The sequence below is a fragment of the Pseudomonas sp. NY8896 genome, assembly GCF_039634505.1.
The window spans coordinates 3,949,805-3,967,328 of sequence record NZ_CP132350.1 but is presented as its reverse complement, the minus strand read 5'-3'; the positions used below and the strand labels follow the sequence as shown (position 1 = coordinate 3,967,328).

Sequence of the window (17,524 nt, the reverse complement as noted above, 5' to 3'; positions counted from 1 at the left end):
GGCTCCTCGGAGTACTGCTTTGCCAGGCCAAACAACTCAATTTTGTGGCAAGACACCTGTGGCCCAAGGCCGGTAGCGCAAGGCAAACACCGCCTCGGCATGGCACCCGCTGCCCAGCTTGGGCTCGGCAGGTTCGGCCCTGAATGGCTGCCCAGGCGCGCTCACCTGGCGGAACGCCTCGCGCACCACGCCTACCCGGCATGGCAAGGCCTGCTCGTAGCTCTGGCGCACCAACGGCGGCAAACGCTCTGTACCGGCGCCATCCTGCCACCACACGGTCAAGCCCAACCCGACCAGTTGATCCAGCCAGCTGGCATGGACGCGCGGCGACAGCTTGCCAGCACTGAATGCACTGATGTGCAACGGTTTGTCCAGCTGGCGGTTGAACGCCTGCAGTTGGCTGTAGAGCGCATCGCGTCGTTCGGCATCACGAAAATGCTGGTCGTCCAGTTCCATGGGCAGGTACCAGCCATCCACCGGCAACTGCCACACCTGACGAAGGTGTTGGTACTGGCTGAGCGAACGGCCCAATTGCGCCTTCCAGTAGCTGTTCAGGCCCTCGCCATCCAGTTGCTCGAGGCGCTGGTAATAGGCCGGGTCCATGTACAGCCCCATAACCAGCTGCAGGCCCTCGGCACGCGCCGTGCGCAGGCTGTTGGCCAGCCAGCCCTGGGCGCCACCGAAATCGCTGTCGCCATAGGCGCTCCATTGCACGATCAGGGTGTTGCCACCTTGGGCAGCGGTGGCATGCCACAGTTGCTGCCATTGGGCGGGGGTGACGCTGGCATCACGGTTCAGCGGTTGGTAGAACAGGCGCTGGTCGGCGGAGGCCTGTAGGCACAGGACCAGCAGGCAATAGGCGATGATCGTACGCATCAGAAAGTCATCTCCGCACCGACCAGCACACCGTTGGCGCGCTCGTAGAGGTTGCCGCCCAGCGATTGCTGGTATTCGGCACGCACTTTCAGCGAGCCGCGGTAGGCGTTGTAGCGGTCGTCGTCGAACCACCATTGCCAGCGCACGCCGACCCCGGCGCGGGCATCCTGGCGCCAGTCGTTGCTTGGGTCCTGGCTGGAAAATTCGACAAAACCGTAAGGCATGAGGGTTTGCGGCGAGCTGCCCGGCAGTTTCCAGGCGTGGCCCTGCTGGAAGCGTGACAGCCAGGCGTGGTCGCCGGCACGGGTCCACCAGGCGGCGTCGAGGTAGAGGAAACGCTCGTTCCAATCGTCCTCATCGACACGCCAGTCGTTGCGCCAGTCACCCTGGTCAAGGAACGAGGCGGTGGCGCGCAGCAGCAAGTCGTTGCTCGATTCGGCGTGGTGACGCAAGTCGCCCCAGTTGCCGCCGACCTTGGCCGGGCTCAGCAATTGGCCAAGGCTAAGGCCGCGGTAGTGCGCTTCGTCGATCTGCCGCTGGTGGTAAAGCTCGGCATACAGGTTGAGGTTGGCCTGGCCGAGCGGCTTGTAGCGCAGGCCGACGCCGGTACCCATGCTTTGTGCATAGTCGGTGCGGCTCTGGCCGCCGAACAATACCCGGCCATACACCGACAGGGTGCTGCCGTTGCGGCTGGGTTCTTCGCCCAGGGCGTGGTCCCACATGGCCAGTTGTACGTTCTGCGATTGTGCCCGGCGCGAGCTGCCGCTGCGCTGGCCATTGTCGAGGAACTTGTCGTTGGTCGAGGTGCCGGCGGGCGACCAGGTGCTGGCCAGGGTAATGGTGTCACGACGTGACAGGCTCTCGTGGGCGCGGCGCTGGCGGTACTTGCGGGCTTCGAGGCTGCCGTATTCGTCATCAGCGTCGACCAGGTTCTGCTCCACGTCGAGGATACGCCGCAGTTCGTGGCGTGCCGCAGCGCTGTCTTCGTGCTCGTCGTAGCGCAAGGCCAGTGTTTCGCCCAGGCGGTAGTCTTCGGGGAAATCGTGGGTGGCGCGCTCGAGGTAGGGAATCGATTGTATGCGCTGTGCCTTGTCTGTCGAACCGGCCAGGCGCATGCCGTAGTCGGCTCGATAGCGCGGCTGATCGGGGGCCATGCGCACGGCTTCGGCCAGCCAGGCGGTGCTTTGCGCGCTGTCGCCAGCCAGTTGCGCAGTACTGGATGCGGCGTAGTAGTGATCGGCGCGCGGGTTGTGCGCCAGAGCCTGGCGCTGAAAGCCCAGCGCGGTCTGCGGGTCGCCTTGGCGCTGGGCGATGGCGGCGCCCAGCGCCCAGTCATCGGCGCTGCGGTGTGCGGCGGCGTCCCAGTAGCGGCGGGCTGCACCAGCGTCGCCTGCATTCAGCGCGCCACGGGCTGCGGTGAGGCGGGCGTTGTCGGTCCAGGCGCTGTCCGGCAGGCTGCGCCAGATGGGCAGGGCGGCTTCGGAGTCGCCGGCCGCTTCAAGTGCGTAGGCCAGTGGCAAGCGGTTGCCATTGTCGCCCAGGCGTTCGGCGGCCTGGTAGTAGACCACCGCCTCGCCCGGCTGGTCGGGCATGGCGCAACGCCCAAGGGCGCGGTACTGGCCGGGCTCGCTTGGGGTAGCTGGCACGGCCTGGCGCACGGCATCGCACAGGCCGGCCTCGGCCAGCCGGCCAAGCAACTGGGCGCGGGTATTGGCGTCGACCCGGGGGATCAGGCTGAGCATGCGTCGGCTGTCCAGTGGGCCGTCGTTGCGGGCATACAGGTTGCCCAGGCGCTGCAGCAGCGAGGGGGTGAGGCGGCCCTGGCGACGGTCGTAGGCCTGCTCCAGCAGTTGCCGGGCGCGATCACCGTGGCCCTGTTCGGTCAGCAGGAAGGTGGCTTGCTCCAGCGCGGCGAGGTCGCTGCTCTGCCGGTAGCGTTTCTCCCATTCGGCAGCGGTGCGCGGCTGCGCAGGTTGTGGTGGGTCGCCGTACAGGCGTTGCTTGAGCACCGCGTAGGCCCGCGGGTCGGTACTGGCGGTGCAGCCTTTGAACTGTTCACGGGCCAGATCCGGGTCTTGGTGTGACAACCAGTCGACCGTTTCCAGGCAAGGGCGTTGCAGGTCGTTGCTCAGGCGCTGCACCAGTGCAGCGTCGTCGCCTTCGCGGGCCAACTGCCAAAGTTGCTGGCGCTGTTCGGGGTGCTGCAGTTGCTCGGGCGGTAGCGACTGTAGCCAGCGTTGGGCTTGCTGGTGGTGGCCAACGGCAATGGCGCGGTTGGCCATGGCCAGGCGCGCCTGGTTGGCCGCTGTGGCGGATGGCGCGCTGGGTAACAGCGCATTCAGGCCTTTTTCGTCGACTTTCTGGATATAGGCATTGGCCAGGCGTTGCCAGTCTTCGGCGGGCAACTGGCCTTTGTCGGCCAGCGGCTGCAGCTGTTCGATGGTTTCTTTCCAGTTGCGCAGTTGCTCGGCGAAGTTGGCCCGAGCCAGGCGCAGTACCTGGCCGTCGTTGCCGGGCGGTAGCTGGTTGAGCCAGTCCAGCGCCTTGGCCGCGCCACCAAACTTGGCCAGGCTCAGGCTGTAGGCCTGCCACAGGCGCACCCGCTGGTTGCCGTCGCTGGCGGCCAGCCATTGTTCCACCTGGCTGGCCGCCGGTGGGTCCTGTTCGATCCAGGTCAAGCGTAGCGCCAGCAGGGCGTCGGCATACTCGGGGCTGTCGCCCAGCTGCTCGGCCTGCGCCTGGGCCTCTTTGTAACGGCGTTGGTGGGCCAGGGCCTCGACCAGCAGGGCACGCGCCTCGTCGTTGTTCGGCACCCGCCCCAGCACGTGGCGAGTCAGGCGCTCGACTTCCGCCCAATTGTCCTTCTTGGCCTCGCGGTAGCTGCGGTCCATGAACGGAAAGCTGGTGAACCGCTGAAAGTCGGTCATCGGCGCCGAAGCAGCGGCGGGCAGGGCAGCGCAGAACAGCAACAGTCCAGTGAAAGTCAGGGAAAAGCGCGGCTTCATGCCACCTCCCGGGTCAGGTCAAAGGCGGCCTGCTGTTCGCTGGCCTGTTCGATCAGGGCCTGCTCCAGCACCTGTTCGGTGATGATGCCTCGGGCGATCAGGTGCTCGCCCAGGCTCTGGTGTTCAGGGTCGAAGTCGATCAGCGCCTGGTTGAACAGGGTGACCGGGACCATGCCCCGCACCTGCAGCAGTGCGCCGAGCATGACCTGGTGATGGCTGACCCGCTCCAGCAGCGCTTCGTTGTCCTGGTGGCGTTCAAGGACGGCCAGCATGTCGCGGGTTTCTGGCTTCTGCCAGGGGCTTGGGTAGTGGTAGCGCAGGCCCAGCGTGACCCGGCCCTGGGGTGCCAGGCGGGCCTTGACCGGGCGTTTCAGCTGGCGGCTGATAACCCCAAGCGACACCTGGCTGACCGGGCTTTCGCTGGCCAGGATCAGCGTGTCGCCGTCTTCATCCACCGGCAGCACGCCATAATGCGTGGCCAGCTTGCGCGGCAGTTTGGCGATCAACTGCGGGTCGAGCTTGAACGGGTTCAGCGGTGCCCAGGGCAAGTCCAACTGTTCGGCCAGGGTGGCCACCAACTGCTCGCTGTTCAACCAGCCGCGCAGTAGCAGTTCGCGGCCCAGGCGCCGGCGAACCGGGCTGGTGATGGCCTGCTGCAGCTGTTCGTCGCTGATCAGGCCCTTGGCCACCAGGCGCTGGCCCAGTGGTATGCGGGCAGGTGCGGCGATAGCGGGGAACTCGTGGGTGGTCTTGTCCCAGGCCACGCGCCGCGAATCGCCCATTTCCATGACCTGGCGCAGGGCGCGCAGGTTGGCGAAAAAATTGACGAAGTTGCTCCACATCATCCGCGGTGCCGACAGCAGGCCTTCGCCGATGCCATAGAAGCGGGTGACGAACCAGGCGCGCTGGAACAGCCGGTTGAACAGCATCAGGCCGTTCAGCCACAGCAGGGTCGACAGCAGCCAGCTGTCGCTTAGGATCGACATGAAACGCCACGAATTCGGCGCGACCACCGTGACCAGCCACATGGCCAGCAATACCAGCAGCAACAGGTTGACCAGAAAGCTCAGCAGGTAGGCGAACAGCCCACGGCGGTCACGCCAGAGGAAATAGTTGAGTGCGCCTTTGCGGCTCCACCCGAGGTTGCTGGTGCCCTGGAACACGATGCCGACAATCCAGCGCGACTTCTGCCGGATGGCATGCTGCCAGTCACGTGGGAAGTGCTCGCGTACGCAGATTACCTGGGAGAACTCGCGGCTCATGCCCGGGCGCCAGTCCTGCTTCAGGGTCAGTGCCGGGTCGGTGATGGAATAGCGGGCGAAAATGCACTTCATGCCTTTTTGCTTCAGGCGAAAACCGATGTCGTAGTCTTCGGTCAGGCTCTGTACGTCGAAGGCGATGCCGTCACCGTCCTCGAGCAGCGCGCTGATGGCGCGGCGGCTGAAGCAGGTGCCGACGCCGGCGCTGGGCACCTGGCCCGTCAGCGCTTCACGCACGATCACGTCCTTGCCGTGGTTTTCGGCGAACTCGTCGACATAGTGGCCGGCAGTAAAGCCCTTCCATTCCGGTGCGTAGGGGTACACCGGGATCTGGATCATGTCCTTGCTTGGCAGCAGGTAGTTGAACAGGCGCAACTCCATGGGCGAGATCACGTCTTCGGCGTCATGCAGGATGAAGCCGGCAAACTCGATGCCCGCGTCCTGCTGGAAGCGCAGCAACGCGTCGATGATGTTGTTCAGGCAGTCGGCCTTGCTGGTGGGGCCAGGGCGCGCGCAGACCACCTTGTGCACGTTGGGGTAGTGCAGGCACACCGCGTCGACGTCGGCCTGGGTTTGCGGGTCGTTGGGGTAGGTGCCGACGAAAATCTGGTAATTCTCGTAGTCGATCGTCGAGGCTGCCAGGCGCGCCATCTCACCGACCACGCCTACTTCGTTCCAGGCCGGGACCATGATGGCCAGGGGTTTTTCCGGCACCTCGAACAAGCGCTTTTCATCAGCTTTTTCGAACTTGTCGTAAATGCGAAAACGCCGGATCAGCTTTCGCCCCCAATAGCACACGTCGATGAAAAGGTCGTCCAGGCCCAACAGGAACATCAGCGAGGCAAGGGTGATTGCCAGAATTTTCAGGCCGAACAGCACATAGGTGAGAAAATCGATGAATGCCAAACTCATGTGGCAGCCACCGAAAGGGTAGAGGGGGCCATCGTCATTATCCTCGCTCGGTTCCTTCGACGAAGTTGTACGAGATGTCACTGTTTGTACGGGATAGATACAAGCAGCCGAACGCGATGTTGTCCAAATTTCGGGCTTTTTCTTACAGGCTACATCTTGTAGTTTTACAGGTCGTTTATTCAGGGAGTTGAACATGCAAGGCAAGGCCCGCAAGATCGTCCAGGCCATTCTCTATGAGGCCATCGCGGTCGCCTGCGTGGCGCCCGCGCTGGAACTGGCGTTCGGTGCCGGGATGGCGCAGTCGACCGTGTTGTCGGTGCTGATGTCGGGCATCGCGATGAGCTGGAACATGGGCTACAACTGGGTGTTCGAGCGTTGGGAAGCGCGCCAGCACAAGCGGGAGCGCACTTTCTTGCGGCGCCTGTTGCATGCGCTGGGCTTCGAGGGCGGGTTGGTGGTGATTCTGCTGCCGTTGGTGGCGTACTGGCTGGACGTGAGCCTGTGGGCGGCACTGCTGACCAACCTGGCGTTGTTCGTGTTCTTCTTCGTTTACGCCTTCGTCTTCCAGTGGGGCTTCGACAAGGTGTTCGATGTGCCGCTTTCGGCGCAGCAAGCCAAGTGTTGACTTGCGGCCGGGCGGCAGGCTAAGTTCCTACCCCATGAACACATTCCCGTACGTGAACGCCATTATTATTACCGCCATTATCAGCTTGGCGGGCTAGCGCATACGTGCACCGAACCCGCCCTGGAGGCGGGTTTTTTCTCTCTGACTCCTGGGCAACGTGAAAACAGCCAAGGAGTCATCGATGACCAGCTTCAGTGTCCTTCGTACCACCGTCACCCCCCAGCAACTGCTGTCGGAGCAGGTGCGGCGCATTCTTGCCGCGCCGGTGTACGACCTGGCCATCGAAACGCCCCTGCAGGCCGCGCCTGCCTTGTCCGCCAGCCTGGGTAACCAAGTACTGCTCAAGCGCGAAGACCTGCAGCCTACGTTCTCGTTCAAGATTCGTGGGGCCTACACTCGCCTGTCGCGTCTTACCCCCACGCAGCGCGAGTGCGGGGTGATCACCGCTTCGGCGGGCAACCACGCCCAGGGTGTGGCCCTGGCGGCATCGCACCTGGGCATGAAGGCCACCATCGTCATGCCGACCACCACCCCGTCGTTGAAAGTGGAAGGGGTGCGGTCGCGCGGCGGGCATGTGGTGCTGCACGGCGAGAGCTTCCCCCATGCCCTGGCCCACGCATTGAAACTGGCCGACAGCGAAGGCGCCACCTTCGTACCACCGTTCGATGACCCGGACGTGATTGCCGGGCAGGGCACCGTGGCCATGGAAATCCTCCGTCAGCGCCCAGGTGCCCTGGACGCCATCTTTGTACCGGTGGGCGGAGGCGGCTTGATCGCTGGTATCGCCGCGTATGTGAAGTACCTGCGCCCAGAGGTGAAGGTGATCGGCGTGGAGCCGGAAGACTCCAACTGTCTGCAGGCCGCCATGGCAGCTGGCGAGCGGGTGATCTTGCCGCAGGTTGGCACCTTCGCCGATGGCGTGGCGGTGGCGCAGATCGGTGCCCATTGCTTCGAACTGTGCCGGCACTTCGTCGATGAGGTGGTAACGGTAAGCAGCGACGAACTGTGCGCGGCAATCAAGGACATCTACGATGACACCCGCTCGATCACCGAGCCTTCCGGGGCCCTGGCCGTGGCCGGGATCAAGAAGTACGTGGCGCGCGAAGGCGTGCAGGGGCAGACCCTGGTAGCAATCGACTCCGGGGCCAATGTCAACTTCGATCGTTTGCGCCATGTGGCCGAGCGGGCTGAACTGGGTGAGCAGCGCGAGGCGATCATCGCCGTCACCATCCCGGAGCAACCGGGCAGCTTCCGCGCCTTCTGCCAGGCGCTGGGCAAGCGGCAAATCACCGAATTCAACTACCGCTACTACCCCGGCAAGGAAGCGCGCCTGTTCGTGGGTATGCAAACCCACCCCGTGCACGACCCACGCGAGCAGTTGCTGGCCAACTTGCGCGAGCAGGGTTACAACGTGCTGGATTTGACCGACAACGAGCTGGCCAAGCTGCATGTGCGCCATACCGTGGGCGGGCATGCAGCACCGGGCGCGGATGAGCGGGTACTGCGTTTCGAGTTCCCCGAGCGGCCTGGGGCGTTGTTGGGCTTTTTGGAGCGGTTGGGCAAGCGCTGGAATATCAGCCTGTTCCATTACCGTAACCATGGGGCAGCGGAGGCGCGGGTGTTTGCGGCTTTGGAAGTGCCGGCGGATGAGCTGGCGGGGTTGCCATTGGCCCTGGATGAGATGGGGTATCGGTATTGGGATGAGACGGATAACCCGGCGTACACGCTGTTTTTGGGCTGACACGCAATCGTTGAACAATGCAATCTCGTGTAGGAGCGGCCTTGTGTCGCGATGGGCCGCAAAGCGGCCCCTGAATATCATTGCCGCCGCAAAAATCGAGGGGCTGCTTTGCAGCCCGATCGCGACACAAGGCCGCTCCTACAAGGGTTCGTGCAAGGGCGGGTATCAACGCTCGCGCATGAAAAAGCCGGCGACGAACTTGCGGAAAGTTTCCAAACTTTTGAAGTCGGCGTAGCGCTTGAAATTTTCAGCATCCGGCTCGGGCCCGATCGGCTGTTCCAGCAGTGACACCGACAGCACCCGGTCCTGGTCCGAGGTCATCAGCAGCTCATCCATGACCTGCCCGCCAATCACCGGCCTGCGCATCTGCACTTTCACGCCCTTGCTGGCCATCCAGTCGATCAGCGACACCAGCGCCTTGAGCGGCTCGCGTTCTTCATCGCGGTATACCGGGAACAGGTGCGCGCGTGACAGCACGGGCACGCTGGCCACATGAATCAGCTCGTAGTAATGGCTACCGGCGCTGGTCGGCGAGTAGATCATCAGGGCCAGCAACGGCCCGGTGGTACGGCTGCCGCCCCAGTACAGGTGGTGCCCCTGGAAGTCGAAGCCGTCTTCACTGCGGTTGTTGAACAGTTTGCGCCCTTTGATCTGGTCGACGCAGTCCAACAGCAGGCCGTGGCGGCGGTGGTTGCCGAACACCGAGGCTTCGCGCAGGCGGGACTTGAGCATCATCATGTGCTTCATGTCCAGGCGTGTTTCCAGGTAGTTGCTGGCAGGCACCCGTTCCAGCAGCGGGTAGCGGCTGGCCACGCTGCGCAGTTCGGCGAACTGGCCGGTCAGGTCCTTTTTCAGGTGGGTGGCGTAAAGGTTGAGGCCACTGGTTTCGAGCCATGTCAGCAGCAGTGACAGCAGGCGCTGTTGTTCGCGCCGATCGCTGCCATCGCTGCCTGCACCGGCTGTGCCTGCGCGCAAGTCGCCGATCAGGCGCAAGGGGGTGTCTGGCGGCAGCCAGGCGGCGGGTGGCGCGGGGTCGTTTTCGCGCTCGGCGGCTTCCTGCTCGTCTTTGGTGAACGGGCAGCCGGGCGCGTGCTCGGCGGTGCCTGGGTTGTTCTTGAGGAACAGCGTGCCAGTGTTGCCGTTAAGGGTGACATTGAGCACCGGCAAGGCGTCGTTGCGGCAATCGCAGGCCAGCCACTGGTTGGCATTGCGCACCTTCATCAGCAGCTGGTTGGCTTGCAGCAGGCGCGGGCCGGCGAGGCTGCCGGTGGCAAAGCCGACCAGCAGCTCTTCTTCGGCAGGGGTCAGGCTGCGCACCTGAACGGCGGTTTTGTCGATGATTCGCATGAAGCGGCTCCAAGCTACGAGCCTCAAGCTTCAAGCAAAGTCGCGCCGCTTTCAACTTGCCGCTCAGTTACCGCCGAACATCTTCGCGGCGCGGGCGCGAATCTCGTCGGGTGTCAGGTCCTCTTTGTGAGTGGAGACGAACCAGATGTTGCCGAACGGGTCTTTCAGGGTGCCGCTGCGGTCACCGTAGAACTGGTCGGTCAAGGGGTGCAGTTGGGTGCCGCCAGCGGCCAGGGCCTGGGCATAGACTTTGTCGCAGTCTTCGACATACAGGTGCAGGCCCACGCCTGCGCCGCTGAGCTTCTGGCTGGCGGTGAGGCCGCCTTCCATGTCGCAGGGGTCGCCCAGCATCAGCGACGAATCACCAATCTTCAGCTCGGCATGGCCAACGCGGCCACCTGGGGCATCGAGGCGGAACATTTCAACCGCGCCAAAGGCCTGCTTGTAGAACTCGATGGCCTTGGCGGCGTCGTTGATGGCCAGGTAGGGGGTGATGCTGTGCTGGCCTTCGGGGATGGGTTTGACTGCCATGTTGGACGCTCCTGTGCAAGGGGCGCCGGAGGACGCCCTGTTGCTTAGAGTCGTTTGCACAGATGGAAAATCGACAGTGACGCTAGATCGATTGTCTATAAGCGCGGCCGTCAGAAGATGTAGTCGGTGGTCAGGAAGCTCGACTGGCGGTTGCGGATGATGTCGCTGATCAGTTCCTTGTTGGCCTCCTGGAAGCGCGTGGCGACCAGGGTACGGATCGAGAACACGCGCAAGGCGTCATGCACCGACAGTGTGCCTTCGGCGCTGTTCTTGCGGCCGTTGAACGGGTAGGTGTCCGGGCCACGCTGGCATTGTGCGTTGATGTTGATGCGCCCGACCTGGTTGGCGAAAATGTCGACCAGGCTGCCAATGGTGGCCGGGTCGTTGCCGAACAGGCTCAGTTGCTGGCCGTAGTCGGAGTCCAGCACATAGTCGATCACCGTTTGCAGGTCGCGGTAGGGTACCACCGGCACCAGCGGGCCGAACTGCTCCTCGTGGTACACGCGCATTTGCTGGCTGACCGGGTACAGCAAGGCGGGGTAGAAGAACGAGCCGCGGCTGTGCCCGCCACCTTCGTTGAGCACGTGCGCGCCTTTGGCCGTGGCGTCGGCGACCAGGCCATCGAGGTAGTCGACCTTGCCAGGCTCGGGCAGCGGTGTCAGCGCCACGCCAGGCTCCCACGGCATGCCGGGTTTGAGCGCTGCCAGTTTGCGTTGGAACTTGTCGAGGAAGGCGTCGACCACGTCCTCGTGAACGAACAGGATCTTCAGTGCCGTGCAGCGCTGCCCATTGAACGACAGCGCCCCGGTGACGGCCTCTTCGACGGCATTGTCGAGGTCTACCTGAGGCAGCACGATGCCTGGGTTCTTGGCATCCAGGCCCAGTGCGGCGCGCAGGCGGTGGGGGCGTGGGTGCAGCTTCTTCAGGTCGCTGGCGGCCTTGTGGGTGCCAATGAAGGCGAACACATCCACCTTGCCGCTGGCCATCAGCGCGCTCACCGTTTCCCGGCCGCGGCCATAGATGACATTGATCACCCCCGGCGGGAAGCTGTCGCGGAACGCCTCGAGCAGTGGGCGAATCAGCAGCACACCGAACTTGGCCGGCTTGAACACCACGGTGTTGCCCATGATCAGCGCCGGGATCAGCGTGGTGAAGGTTTCGTTCAGTGGGTAGTTGTACGGCCCCATGCACAGTGCGACGCCCAGTGGCGCACGGCGGATCTGGCCGAGGGTGCCCTGTTCCAGTTCGAAGCGGCTGGAGCGGCGGTCAAGGTCCTTGAGGGCGTTGATGGTGTCGACGATGTAGTCGCAGGTGCGGTCGAATTCCTTTTCCGAGTCCTTGAGGTTCTTGCCGATTTCCCACATCAGCAACTTGACCACGGCCTGGCGCTGTTCACGCATGCGTGCGAGGAAGGTTTCGACATGCTGGATACGCTCGGCCACGCGCATGTTCGGCCAGGCACCACGGCCTTTGTCGTAGGCCTGTACGGCGGCGTCGAGGGCGGTGAGCGCGGTGTCGGCATCGAGCAGCGGGGCGCTGCCCAGAATGACCTGATGCTCGGTGTCGCCTTGCTTGAGCCACACCGGGCTGCGCACCGTGGCCAGGGGGCCGTCCCAGCGTCTGAGTTCACCGTTGACCAGGTAGTCGCGTTGTTCCAGGGGGGCTCCCAGGCGCCAGGCTTCCGGAATGTTATCGGCGCTGGGGAAGAGTGAATCGAGCAGACGGTCCATGGGTACTGCACCTCACATTACAGGGCGGGTTTCAAGCCAGGTGAATCGCTTCAGCCTCGAGCATGCACCGGCTGCGGAAAAAACACCAGTCTGGCTCACCCGCAGAGCAAATGCCTGCCGATGCGCCGACAGGCACCGCGAACATGACTAAAGCGGCAGATTGAAAAGGTCGCGTGGCGGGTGGGTGAGCCACTCCTCGCGCAGGGCTTGATTCGTATCGATCACTGTCAAACGTCTCCAGAATTCCCTGCGGGCCTGATTCGGCTGCGACAGGAAGGGCTCTTGGTCGAGCAATGGCCGAAGGTCACGGCGAAATTGCAGTGGCAAGCGTTGCCACAATTCGACTTCTGCAGGGCCTGTGTTCTCGAAGAAGTCCAGGTAATCATCTTCGTTTACCATCAGATCGACACCGTGGGCAGTGTTGTAGGCATCGATTTGTGCCAATGCAGTCTGGCCCAGCCACTCGCTTTCAAGGCTCAGGGATTCAGCTACCGGGTGTGGAACATTGAACGCGGCAGGCAGTTGCTGGAACTGGTTGGATGTAAGGTCCAGCACCACAGGTTCACTGATGAGCTGCAGGCCCCGCGGCAATTCGGTGAGCGCACAACCGGACAGGAACACGGTCCTGAGCCCGGAAAGCCGACGCAGGTCGGGTGCCTGAAGCAGGGGGTTGTCAGTCAGATCGAGTATGCCTAGTTGGCTGAACTGGTTTAGCGTTCGTTGAGCCTGGCTATCCCAGGTAATGCGATTGCTGTCCAGGTCCAGCCAGAGTAGATGCTCGGGGCTGGTCAGTTCAGGTAGGCGCTGGAAGCGGCAATTGGTGAGAAACAGGCGCTTGAGGTTGGGGAAACGTTCGTGAAAATCAGCTGGGAGGTGGCTGAGCATCGGGTTGTCGTTAAGTGTGATGTGTTCGATGTGGGTGAATTGATCGGGCAGGTAGAGTGTCGCCAGGTCCTCGTTGCGCAGGTCGAGGCCGGAAAGGTCAAGGCTGAAGAGTCGGCCAGTGCTTCCGAATGGCAGCCAGGAAAGGCGGCGCCAGGCGTTGATGATTGGGCGCACTGCCAGGTGCCGCTGGTGCGGGCTTGATGGGTCGGGCCTTGCCCATTGCTGCAGGTTTTGCCGCAGAGCGCTCAGGTGCTGCTGGAGGTCTCGCAGTCGCTCGGTGGGTGTACGCATGTCATACAGGTCGTGGTCTTCCTGTTCATCGCCCAGCCAGTCGGCGAACTCCGCATCGGTGGCATCGGGGAAAATGCGGCGGTAAGCCGCTGCCAGAGAACCGGCCTGAAGCGGGGGCGCTGGCAACGGCTCCAGGGGGCGGCCGCCGCGTAGCCAGCCTTGTGTCGAGCGCCGCTGCAGAGGCGCTCCCCAGAGTCGCTGCGCCAGCACGGGCCTGTTTCTATCGACCCACGCCAGTACGCGCTGGCGCACTACGCTGCCGTCGCTTCGTGCAATGCCGAGGGCTTCGCGCTGCACGCGTGGCAGCGCCTGCTCCACGGCACGGCACAGGTCCTCATCACGCAGCGCGGGCGCCGGGCGCTCTCCCAGATCGGCCTCATAGCCTTCGGCCGTTTTGATCACCCGGCACAGGGTGGTGGCCTGCTCACTGCCGACGTAGTTCAACGTTGGGCCTTGCGGGCTTGCAGCGCGCAACTCAAGGCGTAGGTCAGCAGGCCATTCGGGCAGGGCGTCCAGTGCGCTGAACAGCAGGCGCTCACTGTCAGCGCTGCACTGCGCAGGATGCAACAAGTCTTCCAACGCACGTACCAGCGGCAGCTCGCTGTGTGCCCGTTGGATCTGTTGGCCAATCGCTTTGGGGAGCTCGCCGTGCTCTTGCCAGGTGAGTGATTCAGTATCGTCCAGCCGTGCCAGCAACCGCCTGGCCAAGGCGGGAGACAGGCGTGGGTAGGCCGTAAGCAGCTGCTGCGTTGCGGGGGCGACTGCCGCGTCGCCGTTGTAGAGCTGGTCGAACAGACCCGGCGCTGCGTTTGCACCCATGCCTCGCACTTCGGTCCGTGCCGCCATGCGTTGCAGGGTGTCGAGCAATAGCGGCGGGGTTGGCTGGCCTTGCAGGTGCACCTGGCGCAAGCGTTCTGCGTCGATGCCGCAGATGCGTCCGGCCTGCTCCAGTTGCTGGGGTGTGAACGCTGCGAATGGCTCACCCAGGCGCCGCACGAGTGTTGCGAAAGGCCACTGGGCGGGCTGTTCATGCTGGCCGCGCCAGGCACCTTGCCCATTGTGTTCCAGCGGTGGCTGCCAGGCATCCGCTGTGTCCGGGTGAATGATGCGCCATTGCTGCAGCGTGTTGTCGAAGTGCTGCTGGAAAAGATGGCCGTCCAGGCGGATGAATTGCTGGCCCTCGTGCAGGTACTGGCCTTGCGCATTGGGTTGCAGATGCTCTGGCAGCTCGATGCTACTGCGGTAAGGGGTCAGGTCCTGATTCCAGAGCTTGTAGCCCCCGTTGTTGCCGGGCACTTCCTGGAGGTTTTCCAGCAGCGGGCTGCCGAACAGTTTGGGGACCACGCGGCCTGCCACGGCAAGGCCGCCTATGAGGCCCAGGTTCAGGCCGACGGCTTCCAGATGGCGCAGGGCAAGGTGGCGGTCGCCTTCCTCCCAAGCCTCGTAGCCTTCGAATACCTCGCCCAGCAACTGGCAAGCGGTGACGGCCAGCATCAAGGGGCCTGCCCCTGGTATGAAGAAGCCGGCAACGTTCAGTGCATCCCAGCCAAGGTTTTCCCATTCTTCCAGGCGTTTGGTTCGAGCGTTGGCATCGGCCGTTGCGGTCGGTACCGCAAGCTGGCTGGCTTCATGCTTGAGGCGGGCCAGGTGCTGGTCCTGGTAGTAGCCGAACGGCTCTGCCGCGATCACCTGGTGCGTCGGGCGCAAGTCCACGTGCGCTGCACGCAGCCAGGGGCGGTCGAAGGCAGCGTTGCCGGAGGCGTCGAGGTTCTGTTGCAGCAGGTCGAGAAAGTGCGCGCGCTCATCCAGCCTGATGTAGGCGGTAAATGCCTGGCGCGCTGCGGGCTCCAGCAACAACGTCGCCAACGCTTCATGCACCGCTTCAAGGTCATGGCACTGGCGCAGCGCTGGGTCATGGCCAGGCAAGAACAGCGCAAGCCCCGCGCTGCCGACATCGATCAGCATCACTTCGTGCAGGATGCTGCCGAACAGCGCCAGCTGCCAGCACGTCACGTTGTCACCTTGCAACAGTCGCTCTATTTCGTCACGAGCGTTGCCGCCAAGCAGGTGTCGCAGGTAGGCCAGGTCGGCCGCCAGCCGCAGGCTGTCTTGTTGCACGTGCATGGCTTGCGCGCGAACGCCGGGTTGCCCTAAATGGTGTGTCAGATGGGCCTGGTAGGTGCCACCCAAGTCCAGTTCTCGACACAGTGTGGCGAAGGCTTCGGGACTAAGCGGCAAACGATCTACCTGGTAGTGTTCCGACTTCAGTGGAAACTGCGCAGTCGGCACCTGCATGCCAAGGGGAGCGTACCCTTGAACCTGAATTGCCGTGACATGGATGTTGTCCTTCAGCGCAATCGCGCTCTGGGAGGTAAATACTTCGTCATCGGCAAAGTTCTGCAGGGCCGCTTGTAACAAATTGTCGCGACGATGGCTGTAGAGATAGCGTAAGCCGACCCAGTGCCAGTTGCTTTCAACCCGCAGCAACTGGCTGTTGCGCAGTGGCGCGTGAAAACCATGTGCCGCAAGGCGGCCTTGCAGCAAGGGTTCGGCGAATTCGGTGATCTGTGCGAGGCCCTTGAGTGAGCGGGCCAAGGCGGCTTGTGAGCGAACCAGGCGTGCCTGGCTGGCGTGCACTGCCTGGCGCAGGTCTGGGGCGGCATTGGCGAACCAGTCCTGCTCTTGCCAGGCATTAGCCTGGGTTTGCTGCAACGCGGCCCACTGTTTGGGTGTTGCCCGGTGGGCCCAATGGGGTAGTTGCGCCTTCAGCAGGGCTTGATGCGGAAGGTAATCAGGCATGGTGATGCTCCTTTTATGCAAAGAAGGCATCAAACGCTAATTATCAATAGCCAAGTGGTAACGGAGTATCGTGCTTATCGGCACGCTTATAGCAAAGTTTCGCTGATGGAGGCTTTTAGAGCAGAAAATTTGACGCCATGAAACTTGATCTAAAGTCAGCGAAGAGCCGCTTGCCAAAGCCTTTCGGGGCATCTTAAATTGTTACTGAATGTGATAATAAAGTTGTAGGGCAAACTATAAAAATCAAAGCGTTAAGTGTTTTTGCTGCATTTTTCTCTCTTTACGCATGGCCATAGAGCACTTCAAAGGACGTCGAAGAAGAAATGAAAGAGACCTTGACAGCTGTGGCGCGAAAGCTCCTGTCGCCCTCCACGCGCTACGAAATGAGGCTGCTGGCCAGCAAAACGCGAGAAATGATGGCGCGTGCCTGTTTCTGGCGGTGGGAGGTTGCCAGGTTTCGGCCGCAGCAGGAGAGCCCGTACGAAATCCTCTACATCGGCCGCAAGCAGCAACGGGAAATGGCCAAGCTGCTGATCGGCGGCAAAGGCCAGGGCAGCGCATCGATCGTGGAGGGTGCAAATGCCACGGCGCCTGCCAACCATGTGGTGGTCATCAGCGAAATGCCGACCTCGGGGGCGCTGTCCGTGCCGCATTACCTGAGCGCCGTGGTGCCGCTGGGGCGACCACTGGATGACATCACGGCCCGCTACGACAGCGAACTGCGCCGCAGCATTCGCAAGAACCGGCCGCTGTATCACATGCGCCAAGCCCTCTCGGACGACGAAATCAGCATGGCCGACCGCGATCTGCTGCGCCCTTATGCCACGGCCAGGCAAGGCATCCACGCCGCGCAGTTCCCTACCGAAGAGGTGTTCCGAATTGCCAAGAGCGTCGGCCGGCTCGACTTGATCATGCTGGGCGATGAAGTGATCGGCTGCCACCTGGGGTGTGAAGTGGTACGCGGCGGCAAGCGTTACTGGAGCACCTTGCGCTTTGGCTATTGCGAGGCGGTGTTTTCCGATGCGAAGAAACTGCGCGAGGTGAATTCGATCACCACCTTCATGGCGCTTGAATGGGCACTGGAGCAGGGCTTCGATTACTACGACATCGGCCTGTGCCTGGCACGCCCGGACGACGGCCTGTTGAAATGGAAGCGCCGCCGGGGTGGTGATATCGACTCACTGGGTAACCATGCGTACCTGTTTGTCCGCCTGCCAAAGACCGGCACGGCGAAGTTCTTGTGGGACACGCCGATGTTCGCCGTCGAAGGCGACAAGCTCACGCTGCATCTGGGGTTGCCGGATGGGCCTAGCGATGAGGAAGTTGCCAGCCGTTACCACGAAATGGTGTTTGGCGGCCTGCATAAGATTTATCTCTACGGTGGCAACGGTGCAGGTGAGCCGTTCGTGGAAACGTTGCGCAGCCGTTACGCAAGCCAGCAGTCACCGCCCACCATGGAAAGGGTCACATGCAACTGAGTGGCTGCCAGGGATGCATTGATAGGGCGCCTTGCGCCAGGCTTC

10 protein-coding genes are annotated in these 17,524 nt (G+C 62.9%); 3 read left to right on the top strand and 7 right to left on the bottom strand.

The genetic code is table 11. The features are described 5' to 3' along the window. Positions 1-36: 36 nt before the first annotated feature. From Q9451_RS17725 to nrfB, 3 genes are read right to left on the bottom strand one after another with little or no spacing between them, the layout of a single operon-like run. Positions 37-876, bottom strand: coding sequence for a DUF4434 family protein (locus tag Q9451_RS17725; protein ID WP_012272128.1), 840 nt, complete (start codon positions 874-876; stop codon positions 37-39). Next, positions 876-3,881: a phage receptor gene (locus Q9451_RS17720; protein ID WP_012272129.1), complete on the bottom strand. Its 3,006-nt coding sequence runs from the start codon at positions 3,879-3,881 to the stop codon at positions 876-878. The genes Q9451_RS17725 and Q9451_RS17720 overlap by 1 nt, the downstream gene beginning before the upstream one ends. Next, entirely contained in the window at positions 3,878-6,052 is a 2,175-nt protein-coding gene (gene nrfB, locus Q9451_RS17715; RefSeq protein WP_345960693.1) for a cyclic di-3',5'-guanylate-activated glycosyltransferase NrfB, read from the bottom strand. The genes Q9451_RS17720 and nrfB overlap by 4 nt, the downstream gene beginning before the upstream one ends. 193 nt (positions 6,053-6,245) lie before the next feature. Between nrfB and Q9451_RS17710 the strand changes: the two genes are divergently transcribed. Both Q9451_RS17710 and ilvA read left to right on the top strand, forming a co-directional pair. Beyond that, the gene (locus Q9451_RS17710; RefSeq protein WP_003253887.1) at positions 6,246-6,677 is read left to right on the top strand and encodes a PACE efflux transporter; all 432 of its coding nucleotides are present in this window, start codon (positions 6,246-6,248) and stop codon (positions 6,675-6,677) included. Positions 6,678-6,858: 181 nt separating this feature from the next. Further along, entirely contained in the window at positions 6,859-8,418 is a 1,560-nt protein-coding gene (gene ilvA / locus Q9451_RS17705) for a threonine ammonia-lyase, biosynthetic (RefSeq protein WP_012272131.1), read from the top strand. A gap of 165 nt (positions 8,419-8,583) precedes the next feature. Here the strand turns inward: ilvA and Q9451_RS17700 are convergent, their stop codons facing one another. From Q9451_RS17700 to Q9451_RS17685, 4 genes are all read right to left on the bottom strand, one after another. Beyond that, positions 8,584-9,765: a hypothetical protein gene (locus Q9451_RS17700; protein ID WP_012272132.1), complete on the bottom strand. Its 1,182-nt coding sequence runs from the start codon at positions 9,763-9,765 to the stop codon at positions 8,584-8,586. A gap of 63 nt (positions 9,766-9,828) precedes the next feature. After that, positions 9,829-10,296, bottom strand: coding sequence for a VOC family protein (locus Q9451_RS17695; RefSeq protein ID WP_012272133.1), 468 nt, complete (start codon positions 10,294-10,296; stop codon positions 9,829-9,831). Positions 10,297-10,406: 110 nt separating this feature from the next. Continuing rightward, complete coding sequence (locus tag Q9451_RS17690) at positions 10,407-12,026, bottom strand: NADP-dependent glyceraldehyde-3-phosphate dehydrogenase (protein WP_012272134.1); 1,620 nt, start codon at positions 12,024-12,026, stop codon at positions 10,407-10,409. A gap of 147 nt (positions 12,027-12,173) precedes the next feature. Further along, positions 12,174-16,001: a DUF6543 domain-containing protein gene (locus tag Q9451_RS17685; RefSeq protein WP_012272135.1), complete on the bottom strand. Its 3,828-nt coding sequence runs from the start codon at positions 15,999-16,001 to the stop codon at positions 12,174-12,176. Between the two features lie 323 nt (positions 16,002-16,324). Between Q9451_RS17685 and Q9451_RS17680 the strand changes: the two genes are divergently transcribed. Continuing rightward, the gene (locus tag Q9451_RS17680; RefSeq protein WP_012272136.1) at positions 16,325-17,479 is read left to right on the top strand and encodes a hypothetical protein; all 1,155 of its coding nucleotides are present in this window, start codon (positions 16,325-16,327) and stop codon (positions 17,477-17,479) included. Positions 17,480-17,524 lie beyond the last annotated feature (45 nt).

Bases quoted from the DNA above. Each gene is read 5' to 3' on its own strand.
- Q9451_RS17685 (WP_012272135.1), bottom strand. From the start codon at position 16,001: ATGCCTGATTACCTTCCGCATCAAGCCCTGCTGAAGGCGCAACTACCC.
- ilvA (WP_012272131.1), top strand. From the start codon at position 6,859: ATGACCAGCTTCAGTGTCCTTCGTACCACCGTCACCCCCCAGCAACTG.
- Q9451_RS17710 (WP_003253887.1), top strand. From the start codon at position 6,246: ATGCAAGGCAAGGCCCGCAAGATCGTCCAGGCCATTCTCTATGAGGCC.
- Q9451_RS17690 (WP_012272134.1), bottom strand. From the start codon at position 12,026: ATGGACCGTCTGCTCGATTCACTCTTCCCCAGCGCCGATAACATTCCG.
- Q9451_RS17695 (WP_012272133.1), bottom strand. From the start codon at position 10,296: ATGGCAGTCAAACCCATCCCCGAAGGCCAGCACAGCATCACCCCCTAC.
- Q9451_RS17725 (WP_012272128.1), bottom strand. From the start codon at position 876: ATGCGTACGATCATCGCCTATTGCCTGCTGGTCCTGTGCCTACAGGCC.
- nrfB (WP_345960693.1), bottom strand. From the start codon at position 6,052: ATGAGTTTGGCATTCATCGATTTTCTCACCTATGTGCTGTTCGGCCTG.
- Q9451_RS17680 (WP_012272136.1), top strand. From the start codon at position 16,325: ATGAAAGAGACCTTGACAGCTGTGGCGCGAAAGCTCCTGTCGCCCTCC.
- Q9451_RS17700 (WP_012272132.1), bottom strand. From the start codon at position 9,765: ATGCGAATCATCGACAAAACCGCCGTTCAGGTGCGCAGCCTGACCCCT.
- Q9451_RS17720 (WP_012272129.1), bottom strand. From the start codon at position 3,881: ATGAAGCCGCGCTTTTCCCTGACTTTCACTGGACTGTTGCTGTTCTGC.